This is a genomic window from Pseudoalteromonas sp. 5Ae-yellow (assembly GCF_014077565.1).
GTDB lineage: Bacteria > Pseudomonadota > Gammaproteobacteria > Enterobacterales > Alteromonadaceae > Pseudoalteromonas.
Genome location: NZ_JACGWD010000082.1, coordinates 1 through 17769 on the forward strand (window position 1 = coordinate 1; position 17769 = coordinate 17769).

Genomic DNA, 17769 nt, shown 5'->3' on the forward strand with positions numbered 1-17769 from the left:
ACCAAGCGCACAGGGCGTGCATCTGTGAAAGTGTTATGGCAAGGATGGCTTAAGTTACAAGCCATCCTGGAAGGCTACGATTTAGCAAAATCTCTTGAGTCAGACTTGTGATCAAGAGACAGCTGATAGCGCCTTTTTTTAATGTTTTTTAGTTTAATTGACTTATTAATAAACTAAAAAATGCGTCTTTGTTGTCGCATGTTTGGGCATTCAAAATAAGTTGCTCGCCTAGCGCTAATGTTTGTTTTTTCACTGTAAGGCGCGCAGCCTCATCACTAATGCTATCTATATCGGTTACATGTGCGAGCCCTATGGTGCGCCTAATTAATTCAGCACCACAATAACCAATAGTGTCTTGTAGTACGCTTTTCATAAAGTACTCACTATAACCTGTAGCCTTTAGCGCAGCTTCAGTAGTGTGCTCATTGATAAGCGTAAGCCAATGTTGTTCAAATAATGTATAGCATTCAACAAGGGTGCTTAATAAGTGGGTTTGGTAATTACGACGAGCCATAAAATCTTCAATATGCCCGTATTGTGCGCAGTAATTTAAAAGTAAATTGCCAATAAAAGAGCCAATATCGAACCCAGCAGGACCAAAAAAACCAAACTCAGGATCGATCATCTTTGTATTATTACAATCAACAAAAATACTGCCGCTATGCATATCACCATGAAGTAATGTTTGCGGGTTAGATAAAAAATTAGCTTTTAGTTTTGCTATTTCTAATTTTAATGCGCTGTTTTTGTGTATTGCATCAACTTCGCTTTGTAGTTGCTTTGGGTAGTTATTGCGTTCGTGCTCAATGTACGGATCGCTAAAAAATAAGTCTTCAGTGATTTGGCAAAGTTCAGAGTTAGTAAATTGGCTAACGAGCGCTTTTTTAGTTTGTGCGGTTAAATAAAAATCTGAATTATAAAAACCAGTATGGCTTAAGTAGGTAGCTACATGCTGCGCTAATTTAGGAAATTGCTCAGCATTATTTTGTGCAGTTCGCAGTATTTGTAAATTACCTAAATCTTCTAAAATAGTCAGTGCTTGCATTTCACTATAATGTAAAACCCTAGCAGTATAAGTTGGGCAAATAGCGCCATGATTAAGCAAAACTTGTGCTTCTATACGAGCTCTATCAAGCGTTAATGGCCACGACTCACCCACGCAACGCGCGTAAGGCAGAGCTTGCTTTAAAATAACACTATTGTTTTGCTCATCAGTAATTCTAAATACTAAATTAAGATTGCCATCACCAAACTCATATGCCGATAAGGCTTGTCCGGGAGCAAAAAAATTACATTGTTTAGATTCAATTAATGTCGATGCATAATCGATAGCGCGCTGTGTATTAAAAGCAACATAGTTAGTCATGGTTTAAATCTCAAAAATTAGCTTTTAAGCATTCTATACCTTTAAATGTTTAGATGTCTACAAGTCCGACTTGAGAGTTATTCAAAGTGGTGTAAAATAACGTTACGCATTTTTAATACCTTAAGCATTATGCAAAATTTAATCGCAAGCAGTTTAAAATATGAAAACGGGTCGCTTAGTGTGCTCGACCAATATTTACTACCTCACCAGCAGGTATGGCATCAATGCCATGATGTAGAAACCATGAAAGAGCTGATCATTAATTTAAAAGTACGTGGAGCTCCACTTATTGGTTTAAGCGCGAGCTTGTTAGTGGCGTATTTAGCTGAGCAAGGGGTAGTTAAAGGTGAGCTTGAAAAAGCAATCAATGAGCTAGAAGCCACTCGCCCAACGGCGGTTAATTTAATGCATTGTATGGCTGCATTGCGTAAAGCTTTAACGCAAAGCGATTATGTTGCCGGTATTGTTACGACAGCTGAGCGGTTGTTTATTGAAGATATTGAGCTGTGTGAGCGAATGGCAAGCCGTGGCGCCGAACTTATAAATAGTGGCGACAACATATTAACCCATTGTAATACAGGGGCGCTTGCAACCGCTGGTATTGGTACTGCACTAGGTGTTATTTACAAAGCGCAGCAAAAATATGGCAACGTACATGTGTGGGTTGATGAAACACGACCATTATTACAAGGCGGTCGCTTAACTGCCTTTGAGCTTGAGCGCTGGCAAGTACCTTACACACTAATTTGCGATAATATGGCGGCAAGTTTAATAGCTGCAGGTAAGGTGGATAAAATAGTGGTAGGGGCTGATCGTATTGCTGCCAATGGTGATTTTGCTAATAAAGTGGGCACTTATAATTTAGCCGTACTTGCATATTTTCATAACATTCCATTTTATGTGGTCGCGCCTATTACCACGCTTGATACCAACACCGCGTGTGGTGATGATATAGAAATAGAGCAACGTAATCCTCAAGAAGTGCGCGGAGTTAGCGGTAGCTTTGGCGAGGCTTTATGGGCGCCCACTAATGCTAATGTATACAACCCAGCATTTGATATAACGCCGGCAAAACTGGTTACAGGATGGGTGTTAGACACTGGTGTGTACAACCAAAATCAGGTTGAAAATGGCGAACTTTTAAAGCTTAAGTAACTTCGCGATATTTTTGGTCCACGTTATGTTTATTAGTGTGGACCAAGGTTTTGAATGACTAACTTACGATAATAGCGGAAATTGCTCTGCAATAGACGAGTCAGTACTTTTTGCTACCCAGCCCTCTGTATTGTTAAATAAGCGAATGGCAGTAAACTCAGGAGCGCTTCCCATATCAAACCAATGCGGGGTAAGTTCAGGCACTGAAATTAAATCGCCTTGTTGGCAAAGTACCTGGTAAACCTTATTGCCTAAATGCAGGCAAAATAGCCCTTGGCCTTTTACAAAAAAACGCACTTCGTCTTCACTATGAGTATGTTCAAATAAAAACTTTTTGCGCAGCTCTGATGCGCCAAGATTACCTTTAGCTAGAGATATAACGTCTACTGTTTGATAGCCATTTTCGGTTTTTAACCGATCTATATCGTTTTTGTACGCACTAATAATTTGCTCATGGGTGGTGTGCTCATTAATATCTGCATTTGCTTGCCACTGTTCAAAGCGTACGTTTACTTTAGCTAGCTGCTTTGTAATATCATCAGCATTTGATGTGCTTACAAGTGCTTTGCTTGCATCGTTGTCAGCATATATTGTTAATTGACTCATACTAATTGCTCCAATTTAAATTGGCTAAAGTCATTAATATAAGGGTGTGCTTTAGTGCTTGCTTGCCCATCACGAATTAAATGTAGTGTTGTTAAGCCTGCAGCTTGCGCGGCATCAAGCTCGCCGGCTACATCACTTAAAAAGAGTATTTCTGCTGCTTTAAACGGTAACAGCTCCACAATGGTGTTATAGGCCATTTGCTCTTGTTTTGCGCCAACTTTGGTGTCAAAAAAGTCAGTAAACAAGCTGCGAATGTCACCATAATCACTGTATTTAAAAAGTAGCTGCTGCGCTTTTACTGACCCTGACGAGTACACATATAAAGCTATATCGTTGTTGTACTGAGCTTGTAAAAAATCAAATGCATCTGGGTATAAATGACCTTTAAAATCACCGTGTTCATACCCTGTTTGCCAAATTAAGCCTTGTAACTGCTTAAGTGGAGTGATTTTTTTATCTTCATCAATCCAGGTAAGTAAAGTGCTAATGACTTCTTCAATATCGGCGTTTGGCTTTTCGATAAGGGCTTTTACGGCACTAATTTGCTCAGCTACATCTGGCTTATTAGCATTGGCACGTACAAAGGTAGGTAACTGTTTTGCTGCGTAAGGAAACAACACCTCTTTAACAAACGAGATACGGGTTATTGTGCCTTCGATGTCGGTTAAAATGGCTTTAATCATTTAGTTACTCCCGCTTGAATACCTATTATTTTTAGGCGCTCTAGTTCGCAGCTAAATAAAAACTCTAAGGCTTCTAGGTGGCGACGAACTTCATCAATATTACGTCCTACTGCATATAAACCATGGCCGCGTATCAGTACGCCATGATCTATAGGCGTGTGTAAATGATGGTCACTAACCAGTAGGCTTAATCGGTCAATATCTTGATCGTTATCGAAAATAGGAATGCTCAGCGTTTCTAAATGCGAAGTAAAGCCGCTCAGTGCTTTTTGCATTTCATAGCCTGTTAAATCAAGCTGATGCCCTTGGGTAATTTGCGACAGTACGGTAGCGGCTACAGAGTGAGTATGCAAAACACACTGCGCATCAGGTATTAGCTGATACAAACTTAGGTGTAATTGTGTTTCTGCCGATGGTTTTACAGCTCCTGCTAGGCGCTCGCCTTGGTGATCTAATTGCAAAAAATGCGCTTGCGTCAGTGAGCCTTTATCGTGCCCACTTGCTGTAACAACAAAGCCAGTGCTAGTACGAGCTGAAAAGTTTCCGCCTGTTGCGGGTACCCAGCCTTTTTGGCTAACCCATTTTCCGGCTTCAATAAGTTGTGAAATAGCGGTATTGTTTTGCATACATTCCTCACTAATGAGCGTAAAGTTAATTGTTTTTAGACGGCTATACTTCTGTTTTAAGCAATGATAGCATCGCTTTAAGCGCAAAACCATCATTAAGGGCATCACGTGTTTGAAAGTAAATTACCAAATTTAGGCGTTAGTATATTTAGCCAAATGAGTGGGTTGGCTAATGAGTTTTCGGCAATTAATCTCTCTCAAGGCTTTCCTGAGTTTGATGCTCCTGATCTTTTAAAAACGCAGTTAAATTATTATGTGCAGCAGGGCGTTAATCAATATTCACCTTCAAGTGGTGTACCACGATTACAGCAACAAATTGCTGATTTAGCAAAGCGCAAATATGCAGCTGATATAAACGCAGCTGATCAAGTTACTGTTACCTCGGGTGCAACAGAGGCATTGTTTGTGGCTATTCAAACAATTGTACGCCCCAGTGATGAAGTGATCGTATTTGACCCTGCATATGACTCTTACCAACCGGCAATTGAACTCGCTGGCGGAAAGTCGGTACACATTGCTTTAAGTGCGCCAAACTACACCATTGATTGGCAAGTAGTAAGCCAAGCAATTACTAAAAATACCCGCGCAATTATTATAAATACACCTCATAACCCAAGCGGTAAAATATTACAGCCACAAGATATAAAAGCGCTTAAAGAGTTAGTTGGTACTCACAATTTATATGTAATAAGCGATGAGGTATATGAGCACATTACGTTTGATGAACAACCGCATTTAAGTGTATTACGCGATGATGAATTATTTACCAAAAGCTTTGTTGTATCGAGTTTTGGTAAAACGTTTCACAGCACGGGCTGGAAAATGGGGTACTGTATTGCACCTGCAGATTTAGCTATCGAATTTAGAAAAATTCATCAGTACGTTACGTTTTCAAGCTTTACCCCCGCACAACATGCGCTTGGCGATATGCTCGAGCAGCAAGGTGAGCATATAGATGAGCTAAGTGGGTTTTATCAGCAAAAACGCGACTTATTAGCGAGCCATTTAAGTAATAGTCGTTTTAAAATTTTACCTAGCCAAGGCACTTACTTTTTATTATTAGATTACAGTGATGTATCGGATTTAAACGATGTTGAATTTTGCCATTGGTTAGTTGAGCAAGCCGGTGTTGCGGCTATTCCGTTAAGTGTTTTTTATCAAAATCCACCAACCGACAAAGTAATTCGTTTATGCTTTGCTAAAAACGACAACACTCTCATAGAGGCTGCGCAAATATTATGTCAACTTTAACCATTACAGCATTGCAAAGCTCGCTTTATTGGCTTGATAAAGATGCTAATTTAGCCATGTTTAATAATCAGCTTGAAGCAATTACGCATCAGCCCGATCTTATTTTACTGCCCGAAACATTCTCGACTGGCTTTGCTATCAATTTAGATTGTGCAGAGCCTGAAAACGGTAAAGTACTGACGTGGTTAAAGGCGCAGGCTCATAAACATAATGCGGTTATTGCGGGTTCGGTACTTGTTGCACAAGGCGATAAAAAAGCGAATCGGTTTTATTGGGTAAAACCCGATGGTGAGGTGAGTTATTACGATAAGCGCCATTTATTTCGCTTAGGCAGCGAGGGCGATTACGTTGTAGCAGGGCAAGCGCGCAAAGTTTTTGAAATCAATGGTTTTAAACTATTACCGCAAGTATGCTATGACCTGCGCTTTCCGGTATTTCAACGTAATAATAACGACTACGATGTAATGATAAACGTAGCAAATTGGCCTGCTGTACGCCGCCATATTTGGGATACGTTACTTATGGCGCGTGCAATGGAAAACCTCTGTTACGTAGTAGGTGTTAATCGCGTGGGGGAAGACGGTAATGGTGTGGCGCACAATGGCGGTACAGCGGTATACGACTTCAAAGGCGATGCATTAACTAAAGCGCAAGATGACGCAGAGCAACTAGTTACTATAACACTTGAAAAAGCGCCACTGGATGAGTTTAAAGCAGCGTTTCCTGCCTATTTAGATGCAGACTCTTTTACATTAATATAAACACGTTAATTTAGCGCAGAGCCAATAAAGTGTTAAAATAATCGCTGATATTTTTGTTGGCGGCTAATGTACATTATGAACACTTTAATCACTCCTGTAATTTTAGCAGGTGGCATAGGCTCTCGCTTGTGGCCGCTTTCTCGCCAAGCAATGCCTAAACAATTTTTATCACTACTAAATGAAAACACGTCATTGCTACAAAGTACGTTGGCGCGTGTTTCTAATGAGTTGTTTGATAATGCTATTTTAGTGTGTAACGAACAGCACCGATTTATTGCCGCCGAGCAAGCTGCAAGCTCAACTCCTAGTGCATTATTGCTCGAACCCAAAGGTAAAAATACCGCGCCTGCCATCGCATTAGCCGCCCACTATGCACTGCAAAATGGGATTACCGGTCCGCTATTAGTGATGCCTGCCGATCATCATATTAAAAACTTTGATGTATTAACAGCTAAGCTCCCTGAAGCTGTAAAACTTGCTGAGCAAGGAAAGCTAGTTACATTTTCTATTACTCCTACAGAGCCGCATACTGGTTATGGTTATATAAAACAAGGCGCGGCTATTGCTGGAACGGGTTGTTACGATGTTGCTCAATTTAAAGAAAAGCCTGACTTAGAAACAGCGAACCGTTATTTAGCTCAAGGTGGTTATAGCTGGAATAGCGGCATGTTTTTATTTACCCCCGCAGCCTATTTAAAAGAGCTCGAGCGGTTTGCGCCAAAAATAGCAACGAGCGTCGCTGCAGCAGCACAATTTACCAAAGATTTAGGGTTTACCCGCCCAAGCAACAGTGCGCTTGAGCACTGCCCAAGCGATTCAATTGATTACGCCATTTTAGAGCGCAGTAATAACGTAGTTGTTATGCCTGTTGATTTAAAATGGAGTGATGTAGGTAGTTTTTCATCCCTTGATGCGCTTACAAAAAAAGATAAAAACGGTAATAGTTTAAACGCTAATTATATGGCTCAAAAAAGTACTAATAACTTAGTTATTAACGAGGCTGAACACACTATTGCCACGCTTGGAGTAAGCAATTTAGCAATTATTCATACTCATGATGCCACGTTAATTGCAAACCAAAATGAGCTAGATTCTTTGCCTTTGTTGCTTAAGCAAATTGCTACAACACAGGCTGATAAACTTAACCATCATCAAGTGGTTTTTCGCCCATGGGGGAATTACCGTACTTTGGTTGAAGGCATTGGCTTTAAAGTTAAGAAAATTACTGTTAACAGCGGTGCTAAGCTTTCGACGCAGCGCCATCAGCATCGCGCTGAACATTGGGTTGTGGTTTCGGGTATTGCAAATGTATGTATTAATGAGCAAGCGTATACGCTAACGCACGACCAATCGTGTTATATCGCCGCAAAGCAAATTCATAGCTTGGCTAATAATCAAAAAGAGCCGTTAATAGTTATTGAAGTGCAAACCGGTGCTGTACTTGATGAAAGCGATATAGAGCGATTTGATGATAAATATGGAAGAGGCTAATAATTAGCTATTTTAAAGCTAATTCACTATTACTCTAACTGCCCACGCACAAACTTTAAATATTGCTCTAAGCTGCGTTGCCACAGATCTAGCGCTTCATCAAGCATGTCGTTATGTGGCTTTTTATCGAGTAAACGGCGCTCTATTTTTTTAAGCTCAATACCATAGCGATTAAAACCAAGTTGCAGAGCGGTACTTGCTTGGCGATGTAAAAGCTTAATGCATTGCTCTGGTTGTTGATCAATAAGCTTTTGACAGCGAATTAGCTTGTTACGCGCCGAAAGCACAAACTCATTATAAATCGACGATACTTCATCTTCACTAAACGAGCTGGTGAGTGTTTCGGCCGCTGTTTTGTCATACAAGGTATCAATAAGCTCTACTGCAATGCTCGCAGTTTGATTAGATTGAGAGTCGCTAAGTGCTTGTCGAAGTTTTTCGTGCTTTATAGGTTTGCCTACAATGTCTTTTATACCTAGTTCTAAGTACTCCTTCACTTCGTCAGGGCTAAGGCTTGCAGTAAAAGCGAGCACTGGGGTTCGTTGATTTTTATGATCAACGCGTTTTAGACGTTTAAGTACTTCTTGACCTGTTAAGTCAGGTAGGTTCATATCAAGTAAAACAACATCAAAGTGATGAGCTTGCATTAGTTCTATCGCGCTTTTACCGTCTTTTGCGAGCTTAATTTTGTGCTCATCGTCGGCCATAAATTCTATAGCAATTTTTTGATTTAAATCTAAATCTTCAACCAGTAATACATCAAGACCTGTTAAGTAATCTTTAGTTTGATGGCGCTGCTCTACAAGGCTTAATTCACCTAAAGTAAAAGTAACGGTAAAGCTAAATACACTACCAGTACCAAGCTGGCTGGTTATTTCGAGTCGGCTACTGAGCTTTTCAAGCAGGCGACTGGTAATAGCTAAACCAAGGCCGGTTCCGCCTTTCTCTTTGCCTGCACTACTTTGTACATAAGGTTCTGTTAAGTAGGCTATCTCGTCATTTTCTATACCTGGCCCTGAATCTTTGACACTAATTTTTATAGTGTGCTCAAGTTGCTTTTCTAATACTAAATCAACCTGAATTTTAACGGTTCCGTGGTCTGTAAACTTAATGGCATTACCCACTAAATTAATAATTATTTGCCTAAGTTTTTGCTGGTCGCAGTAATAACATGCTTGCTCAGGAATATTACATATTAGTTCAAACTTGAGTTGCTTTTGCTCGGCGAGAGGACTGAGTAATAAGCATAAATTATTAAGCCATGTTTTAAACTCTACATCTTCTTCGTAAAGCGCTTCGTCACTTTGATCTAGGCTCGCGTAATCAAGGACCTTATCTACCAATAAGTTAAGTGATTCGGCAGAATTTATAATCGCTTCGCAATAGGCTTTATTGCGGGTATCACTTGTTTGGTTCATAACAAGTTGGGCGCTGCCTAAAATACCGTTTAGCGGGGTGCGAATTTCGTGGCTTATAGTTGATAAAAAGAGCCCGCGTATTTCTAAATCTTTTTGTGCTTTATCGGCTAATTTATTGAGGTGCTGCTCTCTGCGCTCATTACATAATAACGCCATACCTGCAGCATAAAACATGGGTGCAATTACGCCATTTAAAAATAATAATGAGCTAAACCAGCCGTTTACTAAAAGGTTTTTTTGTTCAATGTTATCCATAAATAACGAGCGGCCAATAAAGCTTAAAGCAACAAGCGTTAAAATGGTTATGTATACAATACTGCCATTAGGATAGGGTTTGCGTGCACACTTAATAAATATAAACAGTAAAAAACCAGCTTCTGCTATGTGTTGTATATCGGATGCAATCACTCTTTCGTGTAAAGATGGGTCAAAAAAGGTGTAATAGCCAAGCATTACAGTGCAAAAAGCGGTCACTGAGCAGAGTAATTTAAAACCAATACCGCGATAATTTAAAAACTGACTAAGTGAAAGGCTGTGCACTATTGATGCGGCAAACATCATGTTACTGGCAGCGCTGATAATTACTAAATTATGTGTATCACCAACAAGAGTAAAGCCAATAACAGAGCCTAATAGCAATATGGGATAGAAAATATAAAGCAATGTGCCTGGAATTTTTTTGTTTGTTCGCCACGTCAAAAAGTTAAGTAGAGTCATTACAACCATGATGGCGATGCTGGCAAAATAAAGAGTGAAAGAGTCGAGCATTAATATTCCAGCAAAGTAGTTTTAAACTAAGATTATCAAAAGTATATATTTATACCAATCCTTAAAGTGATTAACTTAATAAGCGAATTGGTATTAAATAAATATGCAACACATACAAAAACAGACACTTAAGTGTCTGTTTTTTAATATTTAGTCGAAATACGTATTTAGCGAATTTCGTCAGGAATATTTTGCTGTGCCCACGATAGAAGCTCAATACGGTTACGGCATTTAGTTTTTCTAAATGCGCTGTATAAATGTGTTTTAACAGTGTGTGGACTGATACTTAAATCTTCTGCGATCTCTTTATTCTTCGAACCTTTACTCATTAGTGAGATTATTGCTTTTTCTCGCTTAGTAAGTTTAACCGGCTCTATATCACCTTCAGTAAGTTTGTGCAGTGCGTCTTTGTTAAACTGCAACATACGATTTAATGCATTACACATTATATCGCGACGATACCAAAGTTGATCTTCCATTAGTAGGCGTATACCTTTCATTAATACATCCGCGTTATCGGTTGTATAAAATACGCCGCGAATACCGCTTAAAAGCGCGCGATTAGCAAGCTCTGGGTTTTCGTCTAGATTAAATAATATGATATCGCATTTAATACGCAGGTTTACTAGTTGTTCTTTTAGTTTACCCCATGCATCTTTACTTGATGTTTCAATAAACAAAAGTCGAGTCCCTTCAGGTATATCTAAAATGTTCGTACCTGTGGTTACGTCAAGGCCTTGCGTTTTTAACAAAGGTTCTAAAACGTTTATGCCAATAGTGTTAATTGGCTCTTTATCTAATAACAAAAAGGCTGAACTGCTCATGTTTTTTATACTCTTTTATAAAGCTGACTGGTTGAGTTTATCACGACTTCCACACCTTTAGTATTAGAAAGTCGCTGGTGTACTCAATAACAAATACGATTTTACAATTATTTAAACATAAAATGTTGCAAATAAGTAACTATTTCTCACTTTATGCTCATGAAAAATCATAATATTTGTAACTAATTACTTGAGCAGAATAAAGTAACAAAAAAATCTTAATTAATTTACTTTTTTGTGCTTTGATAAGGTGGCCATCCCATTTCTTTACCGCCAAGCATATGTAAATGTATGTGATAAACAGTTTGCCCTCCATGTTCGTTACAGTTCATAACCACGCGGTATCCGTCATCAGCAAAATTATGCTGTTTAGCTAATTTAGCTGCGGCTACGTATAAGTTGCCTACTAAATGTGAGTTTTCAGGATTTATATCATTTATAGTAGCAATTGCTTTTTTTGGGATAATTAATACATGAAATGGCGCTTGTGGGTTTATATCTTTAAATGCGAGAGTGTTTTCATCTTCGTAAATAATATCTGCCGGAATTTCACGATTAATTATTTTGGTAAAAATAGTTTCTTGGCTCATAGTGTGTTCCTAATTAGGTGTTGTGAATTTTAAGCTCACTAATGACAAACTTTCAAAGCAGTGTCAAACTGAAATCAAATAAAGGAGTTAATATGCTTAAACCAATTTTAATAAGTAGTGCAGTTGCATTACTAGTTAGTTTTTCGGCTAATGCTGAGAATATTCACTTTCCAGAAGAAATTGTACCACTGCAAGTGGGCGATAAAATGCTAGAAAGCTCTTTGTTTAGTCGTATTGACGATGTCGAGCTTGCTCCAGGGACCTATCAGCTTAGGCTAAAGTACACCGATTTATATGAAGATGATTATGACACGCATGAAGTTATAGAGTCGGAACCATTTTGGGTAAATGTAACTGTTGAAGCAGGTAAAGATTATACCTTAGTGTTTAATCGTGCTGAAAATGCGGTATCTGCAAAAGTATTTGCAGAAGCCCCTCAAGTGAGTTTAAAAGCAAAAAGTAGCGCTGTTGCTAAACCTTTAAGTGTTATTTCTAACACGCAGCTAGCAAGCAATAAACCGGCAATGCAAAATACAATGCCTGCAGGACCTTCACGTCCTAGCCAACCAATAAAGCCAATAGCACCAATTACAGGTAAGGGCATGCCAAGTGCGCCGCAAATGCTTGATTTTTGGTGGCAGCAAGCCACGGCTACGGAGCGTAAAGCTTTTTTAGAAAAAGTGACAAAGTAAAAAACAGAAAAACAAAAGGGCCAAATTTGGCCCTTTTTAGTTTCTAATTAACGCTATTTATTCAAATAATGCGTCAATAGTACCTTGCGCAAGAGGGTGATACCCAGAGCGTGCTTTTAAGTACACGCTTTGTGCCCACTCTTTTTTACCGTTAGTGATAAGTGATTTGTATAACGGTACAATTAACTTACGACGGCCAATACCTGATAGGTGCTTATTAAGCGCAGGATAAATTGGTTGATAACCATTACCTACTGCTAGCATAAACCAAGCAAATGCACGTTCAGCATTCGTTGATTGCGTTAGATTAAATTCACTATCAAGCTCGCTCATTTTCTCTATGCTTAAATCGCGTGGTAAGTTATTTAAAAAGTGTAGCCACTCATGCACAGACCAATCAGCTGTTGGTAGTTGAGCTGCTGTTGTGTCGCCTTTTAGCCATGCTGCTGTTGCAGTATCTACTTTATCAAATGCATCAGAAGTAGGATTGGGCGCGTCACTTGGTAAGCCAGGTTCAAAAATCCATTCGTTTACTTTATCCATACTTACAACACCCGGGTACTTCTCAATTAAGTTAGCTTTTAAGTAAGTAACAAATTGCGCAGTAGTAAGCGATTTAAACGAAAACTCTTTAAAGTACGCTTTTACAAACGGGTCAAACTTATCGCGGCCATATTTGTTTTCTAGATAGATTAAAAATAACTGACCTTTAGTGTAAGGCACTGAGCTAAACGCATCGTCTGGGTCGCGGTCATTAAGCTTTAAATTAAGGCGTGTATCTGGTGCATCAATTGTTTTAATTTGTGCGCGTAAAGACGCTGAATCAAGTGCTTGTTCCATAACCGCACGGTCACGACCAAATACTTCTTCCATAATGCGGTTTTCAACGTACGAGGTAAAACCTTCGTTTAACCATAAATCTTCCCACGTTGCGTTAGTTACTAAGTTACCTGACCAAGAATGAGCAAGCTCATGGGCAATAAGGTTAACTAAGCTTTTATCACCAGCAACAACCGTTGGAGTTATAAACGATAAGCGTGGATTTTCCATGCCACCAAACGGAAAACTTGGCGGTAGCATTAATAAGTCGTAGCGACCCCATGCATATTCGCCGTACATAGCGTTTGTTTTGTCGATCATGGCTTGGGTGTCGTCAAATTCAGCAACTGAGGCATCTAAAATTGTAGGCTCAGCAAATATGCCAGTTTGGTGCGACATTGCTTTAAATTCTAAGTTACCTGCGCCAATAGCAATTAGGTAAGGTGAAATTGCTTGTGGCATATCAAAAATGTAGTCGCCATCTTTATAAAGTGCATCTTTGTTGTCGGCACTCATTACAGCCCGTATATCTTTTGGTGTATGAATTCGTGCAGAGTAAGTTACACGCATTGCGGGTGTATCTTGCACTGGGATCCAACTACGTGCATGAATTGCTTGCGATTGGCTGTACATAAATGGATGCGTTTTACTTGCCGTTTGCTCTGGTGTTAACCATTGCAGGCCAGATGCTTCTGGACGACTGTTGTAGTAAATACGAACTACTTCAGCTTGGTTTTTAAACTTAATAGTAAGCTTTGAACCTTTAACGTCATCTCGCTTAGCTAAATCAAAAGTCGCCTTTTTCCAGTTACCACTTTGGTCTTTGTACATTACTTTATCAATGTCTAAGTCGCGGGTATCAAGTACAAGCGTTCTACTTTTGCTGTTGTTCCACTGAAGAGTATGCTCCACAAAACCTTCTAACTGCTTGTCGGCAAAGTCGACATCTAAATCAAGGTTTAAGTGAGTAGTAACAACATCATCAAGGTTAGCATACGAGTTTTGGTCAATCGCATTAGCCATTGCTTGCGAACACATACCCGCCATAGCGAGGCTTAAAAAAAGAGGTTTAATTTTCATCATTACTCTGAACACAAATAAAAAAGTGCTGGTTTTATATCACGATTGACACGGTGGGTTGAGTGATTTTTACAATCTAGTGCCACATTTGCGACGATGAGGTAAACTATTGCGATTAGTTACCGGTATTTTTAGAGAGCTTTGTGGCGCATTCATTACACTCCTTACATACATTCGCATTAAACAGCCAATGCCAAAATTTTGTTGAAATTACTCAGCTTGAGCAACTTAAAACGCAAAGTTTTAGTGCACCGTTTTGTTTGCTAGGCGAGGGCAGTAATACCGTATTTTTAAATGACTACATGGGTACGGTTATAAAAATAGCCTTAAAAGGTATTAAAATTACCGAGCGTGAGAGCGACACACTAATAAGTCTTGCTGCAGGCGAAAACTGGCATCAACTAGTCAGTTATTTATTAGAGAAAAATATACCCGGGCTTGAAAATTTAGCACTTATACCGGGCACAGTGGGTGCATCGCCGGTACAAAATATTGGTGCTTATGGCGTTGAGATAGCTAAATTTATTGAGTTGGTAGAATACTTTGATATAACCACTAAAACTATGCACTCACTAAATAATACACAATGTGAATTTGCTTACAGAGACTCAATATTTAAACATGCCCTTAAAAATAAAGCGGTGATCACGCAAGTGCATTTAGCGCTTCCAAAAAAGTGGCAACCAGTATTAAGTTATGGCCCCCTGCAGCAGCTCTCAAGCATTACCCCGCAAGCAGTATTCGATCAGGTTATAAAAACGCGCAATAGCAAATTACCTAACCCATATACACTCGCCAATGCGGGTAGCTTTTTTAAAAACCCAATAATTACTAACCAGCAGTTGGCTGAGCTATTAAAGCAGTTTGCAGATTTACCTCATTACGAATATGGGCAAAGCCATCACAAGGTCGCAGCAGGTTGGTTAATCGATCAAAGTGGTTTAAAAGGGCACCGCGAGGCCGGTGTAGAAGTGCATGAACAACAAGCGCTAGTGCTTGTTAATCACGGAAATAGTGAAGGTAGTGACCTAATAAAAATGATTAAACACATTCAGCAAGTGGTTTATATGCGCTACAACATTATGCTTGAGCACGAAGTACGTTTGATAGATTCGTGCAGCGAATGCCATATTAACGCGGAGCCTGAGCAATGAAAGCACCTGATGGAAACAAACTCGCTATTTTAAATGCACTCAACCAAGGGGGCTTTGTATCTGGCCAAGCCTTGGGTGAAAAGCTAGGAATTAGCCGAGCTGCGGTGAGTAAACATATCAAAACGTTACAAGAAATGGGCTTGGACATTTTTAAAGTGACTGGCAAAGGCTATTGCTTAAATAACCAAGTGGGCCTTTTAAATAAAACGCAAATTGATCAGCACTACAAAGCGCTAGGTGCTAATACTGCCGATGTAGAAGTGCACCCTATTATTGATTCGACCAACAGCGAGCTTATGCGCCGTATACAGGCTAAAACAGCGCTTGAGTCTGGCACTGTTATTGTTGCTGAAATGCAGCAAGCAGGGCGCGGCCGACGCGGCCGTGTTTGGCAATCCCCATTTGGCGCTAATCTGTATTACAGTTACTTTTGGCGTTTAGATGACGGGCTTCAAGCTGCAATGGGTGTATCAATTGCGGTAGGCCTTGCTGTTTATGATGCAATTAAAGCGTTATACCAAATTGATGTAGAGCTTAAATGGCCTAACGATATTTATATAAATAAACAAAAACTTGCAGGTGTATTGGTTGAACTCGACGGACAGCCGCAAGGTCCTTGTCAGCTTGTGATTGGTATAGGTATCAACTTACAAATGCCAGACAGCTTTAGCCAACATATAGACCAAGCGTGGACCGACTTAAATCAACATACCCAACAGCTAGATAAAAACCAGCTAGTGGCATCGCTTACTCATCATTTAGAGCAGCGTTTAGTGCAGTATCGTCAAACAGGTTTGCAAAATATGTATGAGCAATGGAATTCACTCAATGCATTTGCTGGTGATTATGTTGAGCTTAATACAGGGCACCGAAGCTGGCGTGGAATATGTGAAGGTATTGACCCACAAGGTGGAATACGAATTCGCCAAGATGGTGAAGTAAAAAGTTATTACGGTGGGGAAGTCTCCCTCAGAAAGGCGCAAGTATGAGATTACTGATCGACGTAGGAAATACATCACTAAAAGCTGTGCTGTGGGGTAACGAGCAAGCACAACCAGCAGATATAAATAACCTACCTTGGTTGCAAATAACCGAAGTGATTTATGCGTGCGTAGGGCGCAGTGATTTATTAAACGATATTCTAATGCAAGCGGCTAGCAATAATATTACTTGCTTTGAAGCCAAAGTAACCAAAACGCTTGGAGATCTTGTATGCGCTTACGAGCACGTAGGTAACTTAGGTATCGATAGGTGGCTTGCGCTTATTGCAGGCTTTACATTATACCCACATAAAGCATGCATTGTTATTGATGCAGGTACTGCCACCACAATTGACGTGCTTGATAGTGAAGGCCTACATTTGGGTGGCTGGATTTTACCTGGGCTTGATTTAATGACCTCATCGCTTACACAAAACACCCAACGTGTTTTTGATGACGGTAAAACACCATTTACTAATGAATTGGGTAAAAACACGCCAAACGGTTTAAAAAATGGTGCTTTAGTGGCAACCATCGGTGCAATTGAGCAAGCTAAGCTGAATTTAACGGCTCAAAAAACAGAACAAGCACCACAAATTATTTTTGCTGGTGGCTATGGCTCGCTATTGCAACAGCAATTTGCAGGAAGTATTTTTGATTCATTGTTAGTAATGAAGGGCTTAAATTATTGGTATGAATTAACCGAAACAGTATAAAAAAGTGCAAAAAACGTGTTTTCGCGTGAATATTGAGCATTTAAACTAAAAATTTACACTTTTTTTAATTTTATTGTTGCATCCCAATAAACCTTACTCTAATATCTCGCCCCGTACTAAAGCAGTGCCGACTTAGCTCAGCTGGTAGAGCAACTGACTTGTAATCAGTAGGTCAACCGTTCGACTCGGTTAGTCGGCACCACTTTCCTTTTACCGGAAGTGAATTAGTAGAGAATTATCGTGGAGGGGTTCCCGAGCGGCCAAAGGGATCAGACTGTAAATCTGACGGCTCAGCCTTCGCTGGTTCGAATCCAGCTCCCTCCACCACTTTATTCTTGACGGTTAGAGGTAGTTTAAGAACAGATTTTTATGCGGGCATCGTATAATGGCTATTACCTCAGCCTTCCAAGCTGATGATGCGGGTTCGATTCCCGCTGCCCGCTCCAGTTCTTGTGTTGCTGATATAGCTCAGTTGGTAGAGCGCACCCTTGGTAAGGGTGAGGTCGGCAGTTCGACTCTGCCTATCAGCACCAGTCCTAAGAATCTCCTTGATTACTTCCTTTATCTGTCAGAAAATACTATTTGAAAAAGATTAACTTAATCTACCTTTGGTGGATTATTTTCATATGTAATTTAGATACACAAAACTGATAGGTTCCGTCATGGCAAAAGAAAAGTTTGAACGCGTAAAACCGCACGTAAACGTTGGTACAATCGGCCACGTTGACCACGGTAAAACTACACTAACTGCAGCAATCACTAACGTACTTGCAAAAGTATACGGCGGTG

General features: G+C 39.9%; 17 protein-coding genes and 4 tRNA genes. 13 read left to right on the plus strand and 8 right to left on the minus strand.

Annotated features, from left to right (window positions below; translation table 11 throughout):
- Positions 1 to 148: 148 nt before the first annotated feature.
- Positions 149 to 1366: an S-methyl-5-thioribose kinase gene (mtnK, locus tag H4J63_RS17250; RefSeq protein ID WP_182197720.1), complete on the minus strand. Its 1218-nt coding sequence runs from the start codon at positions 1364 to 1366 to the stop codon at positions 149 to 151.
- A 129-nt stretch (positions 1367 to 1495) separates the two neighbouring features.
- Here mtnK and mtnA point away from each other — a divergent pair, with 129 nt between their 5' ends.
- The gene (gene mtnA / locus H4J63_RS17255) at positions 1496 to 2521 is read left to right on the plus strand and encodes an S-methyl-5-thioribose-1-phosphate isomerase (protein WP_182197721.1); all 1026 of its coding nucleotides are present in this window, start codon (positions 1496 to 1498) and stop codon (positions 2519 to 2521) included.
- A gap of 63 nt (positions 2522 to 2584) precedes the next feature.
- Here mtnA and H4J63_RS17260 read toward each other — a convergent pair whose 3' ends face one another.
- Genes H4J63_RS17260 through H4J63_RS17270 form a run of 3 tightly spaced genes read right to left on the minus strand, consistent with a single transcriptional unit; the run spans position 2585 to position 4436 of the window.
- The gene (locus H4J63_RS17260; protein ID WP_182197722.1) at positions 2585 to 3127 is read right to left on the minus strand and encodes an acireductone dioxygenase; all 543 of its coding nucleotides are present in this window, start codon (positions 3125 to 3127) and stop codon (positions 2585 to 2587) included.
- On the minus strand, positions 3124 to 3810 hold the full coding sequence (gene mtnC, locus H4J63_RS17265) for an acireductone synthase (RefSeq protein WP_024606302.1): 687 nt from the start codon (positions 3808 to 3810) through the stop codon (positions 3124 to 3126). The genes H4J63_RS17260 and mtnC overlap by 4 nt, the downstream gene beginning before the upstream one ends.
- On the minus strand, positions 3807 to 4436 hold the full coding sequence (locus H4J63_RS17270) for a methylthioribulose 1-phosphate dehydratase (protein ID WP_024606303.1): 630 nt from the start codon (positions 4434 to 4436) through the stop codon (positions 3807 to 3809). The genes mtnC and H4J63_RS17270 overlap by 4 nt, the downstream gene beginning before the upstream one ends.
- Positions 4437 to 4544: 108 nt before the next feature.
- On the opposite strand from H4J63_RS17270, the gene H4J63_RS17275 reads away from it, so the two are divergent.
- From H4J63_RS17275 to H4J63_RS17285, 3 genes are all read left to right on the plus strand, one after another.
- Positions 4545 to 5687 (plus strand): methionine aminotransferase, encoded by a 1143-nt coding sequence (locus tag H4J63_RS17275; protein WP_182197723.1) that lies wholly within the window; start codon positions 4545 to 4547, stop codon positions 5685 to 5687.
- Positions 5675 to 6448 carry an amidohydrolase gene (locus tag H4J63_RS17280; RefSeq protein WP_182197724.1) on the plus strand — a complete coding sequence of 258 codons (774 nt, stop codon included), beginning with the start codon at positions 5675 to 5677 and terminating at the stop codon, positions 6446 to 6448. The genes H4J63_RS17275 and H4J63_RS17280 overlap by 13 nt, the downstream gene beginning before the upstream one ends.
- A 75-nt stretch (positions 6449 to 6523) precedes the next feature.
- Positions 6524 to 7939, plus strand: coding sequence for a mannose-1-phosphate guanylyltransferase/mannose-6-phosphate isomerase (locus H4J63_RS17285; RefSeq protein WP_010555460.1), 1416 nt, complete (start codon positions 6524 to 6526; stop codon positions 7937 to 7939).
- A 29-nt stretch (positions 7940 to 7968) separates the two neighbouring features.
- Here the strand turns inward: H4J63_RS17285 and H4J63_RS17290 are convergent, their stop codons facing one another.
- From H4J63_RS17290 to H4J63_RS17300, 3 genes are all read right to left on the minus strand, one after another.
- The gene (locus tag H4J63_RS17290) at positions 7969 to 10125 is read right to left on the minus strand and encodes a response regulator (RefSeq protein WP_182197726.1); all 2157 of its coding nucleotides are present in this window, start codon (positions 10123 to 10125) and stop codon (positions 7969 to 7971) included.
- Between the two features lie 167 nt (positions 10126 to 10292).
- The gene (locus H4J63_RS17295; protein ID WP_182197728.1) at positions 10293 to 10949 is read right to left on the minus strand and encodes a response regulator transcription factor; all 657 of its coding nucleotides are present in this window, start codon (positions 10947 to 10949) and stop codon (positions 10293 to 10295) included.
- Between the two features lie 227 nt (positions 10950 to 11176).
- The gene (locus H4J63_RS17300; RefSeq protein WP_182197729.1) at positions 11177 to 11539 is read right to left on the minus strand and encodes a histidine triad nucleotide-binding protein; all 363 of its coding nucleotides are present in this window, start codon (positions 11537 to 11539) and stop codon (positions 11177 to 11179) included.
- A 92-nt stretch (positions 11540 to 11631) separates the two neighbouring features.
- On the opposite strand from H4J63_RS17300, the gene H4J63_RS17305 reads away from it, so the two are divergent.
- Positions 11632 to 12231 carry a DUF2057 domain-containing protein gene (locus H4J63_RS17305; RefSeq protein ID WP_169044554.1) on the plus strand — a complete coding sequence of 200 codons (600 nt, stop codon included), beginning with the start codon at positions 11632 to 11634 and terminating at the stop codon, positions 12229 to 12231.
- Positions 12232 to 12288: 57 nt separating this feature from the next.
- Here H4J63_RS17305 and H4J63_RS17310 read toward each other — a convergent pair whose 3' ends face one another.
- The gene (locus H4J63_RS17310; protein WP_182197731.1) at positions 12289 to 14130 is read right to left on the minus strand and encodes a M1 family metallopeptidase; all 1842 of its coding nucleotides are present in this window, start codon (positions 14128 to 14130) and stop codon (positions 12289 to 12291) included.
- Between the two features lie 143 nt (positions 14131 to 14273).
- Between H4J63_RS17310 and murB the strand changes: the two genes are divergently transcribed.
- The 8 genes from murB to H4J63_RS17350 form a co-directional block, all read left to right on the plus strand.
- Positions 14274 to 15284 carry a UDP-N-acetylmuramate dehydrogenase gene (gene murB, locus H4J63_RS17315; protein WP_182197733.1) on the plus strand — a complete coding sequence of 337 codons (1011 nt, stop codon included), beginning with the start codon at positions 14274 to 14276 and terminating at the stop codon, positions 15282 to 15284.
- A complete protein-coding gene (gene birA, locus H4J63_RS17320) occupies positions 15281 to 16273 on the plus strand; it encodes a bifunctional biotin--[acetyl-CoA-carboxylase] ligase/biotin operon repressor BirA (RefSeq protein WP_182197735.1) in 993 nt (330 codons plus the stop codon). Before murB ends, birA begins: the two co-directional genes overlap by 4 nt.
- Positions 16270 to 16980 carry a type III pantothenate kinase gene (locus H4J63_RS17325; protein WP_182197737.1) on the plus strand — a complete coding sequence of 237 codons (711 nt, stop codon included), beginning with the start codon at positions 16270 to 16272 and terminating at the stop codon, positions 16978 to 16980. Before birA ends, H4J63_RS17325 begins: the two co-directional genes overlap by 4 nt.
- 126 nt (positions 16981 to 17106) lie before the next feature.
- Positions 17107 to 17182 (plus strand) — tRNA-Thr (locus H4J63_RS17330).
- Between the two features lie 40 nt (positions 17183 to 17222).
- Positions 17223 to 17307 (plus strand) — tRNA-Tyr (locus H4J63_RS17335).
- 44 nt (positions 17308 to 17351) lie between these two features.
- Positions 17352 to 17426, plus strand: a tRNA-Gly gene (locus tag H4J63_RS17340).
- Positions 17427 to 17437: 11 nt separating this feature from the next.
- Positions 17438 to 17513 (plus strand) — tRNA-Thr (locus tag H4J63_RS17345).
- A gap of 129 nt (positions 17514 to 17642) precedes the next feature.
- Positions 17643 to 17769 (plus strand): GTP-binding protein (locus H4J63_RS17350; protein WP_033023824.1); only part of this gene is annotated, 127 nt, incomplete at its 3' end.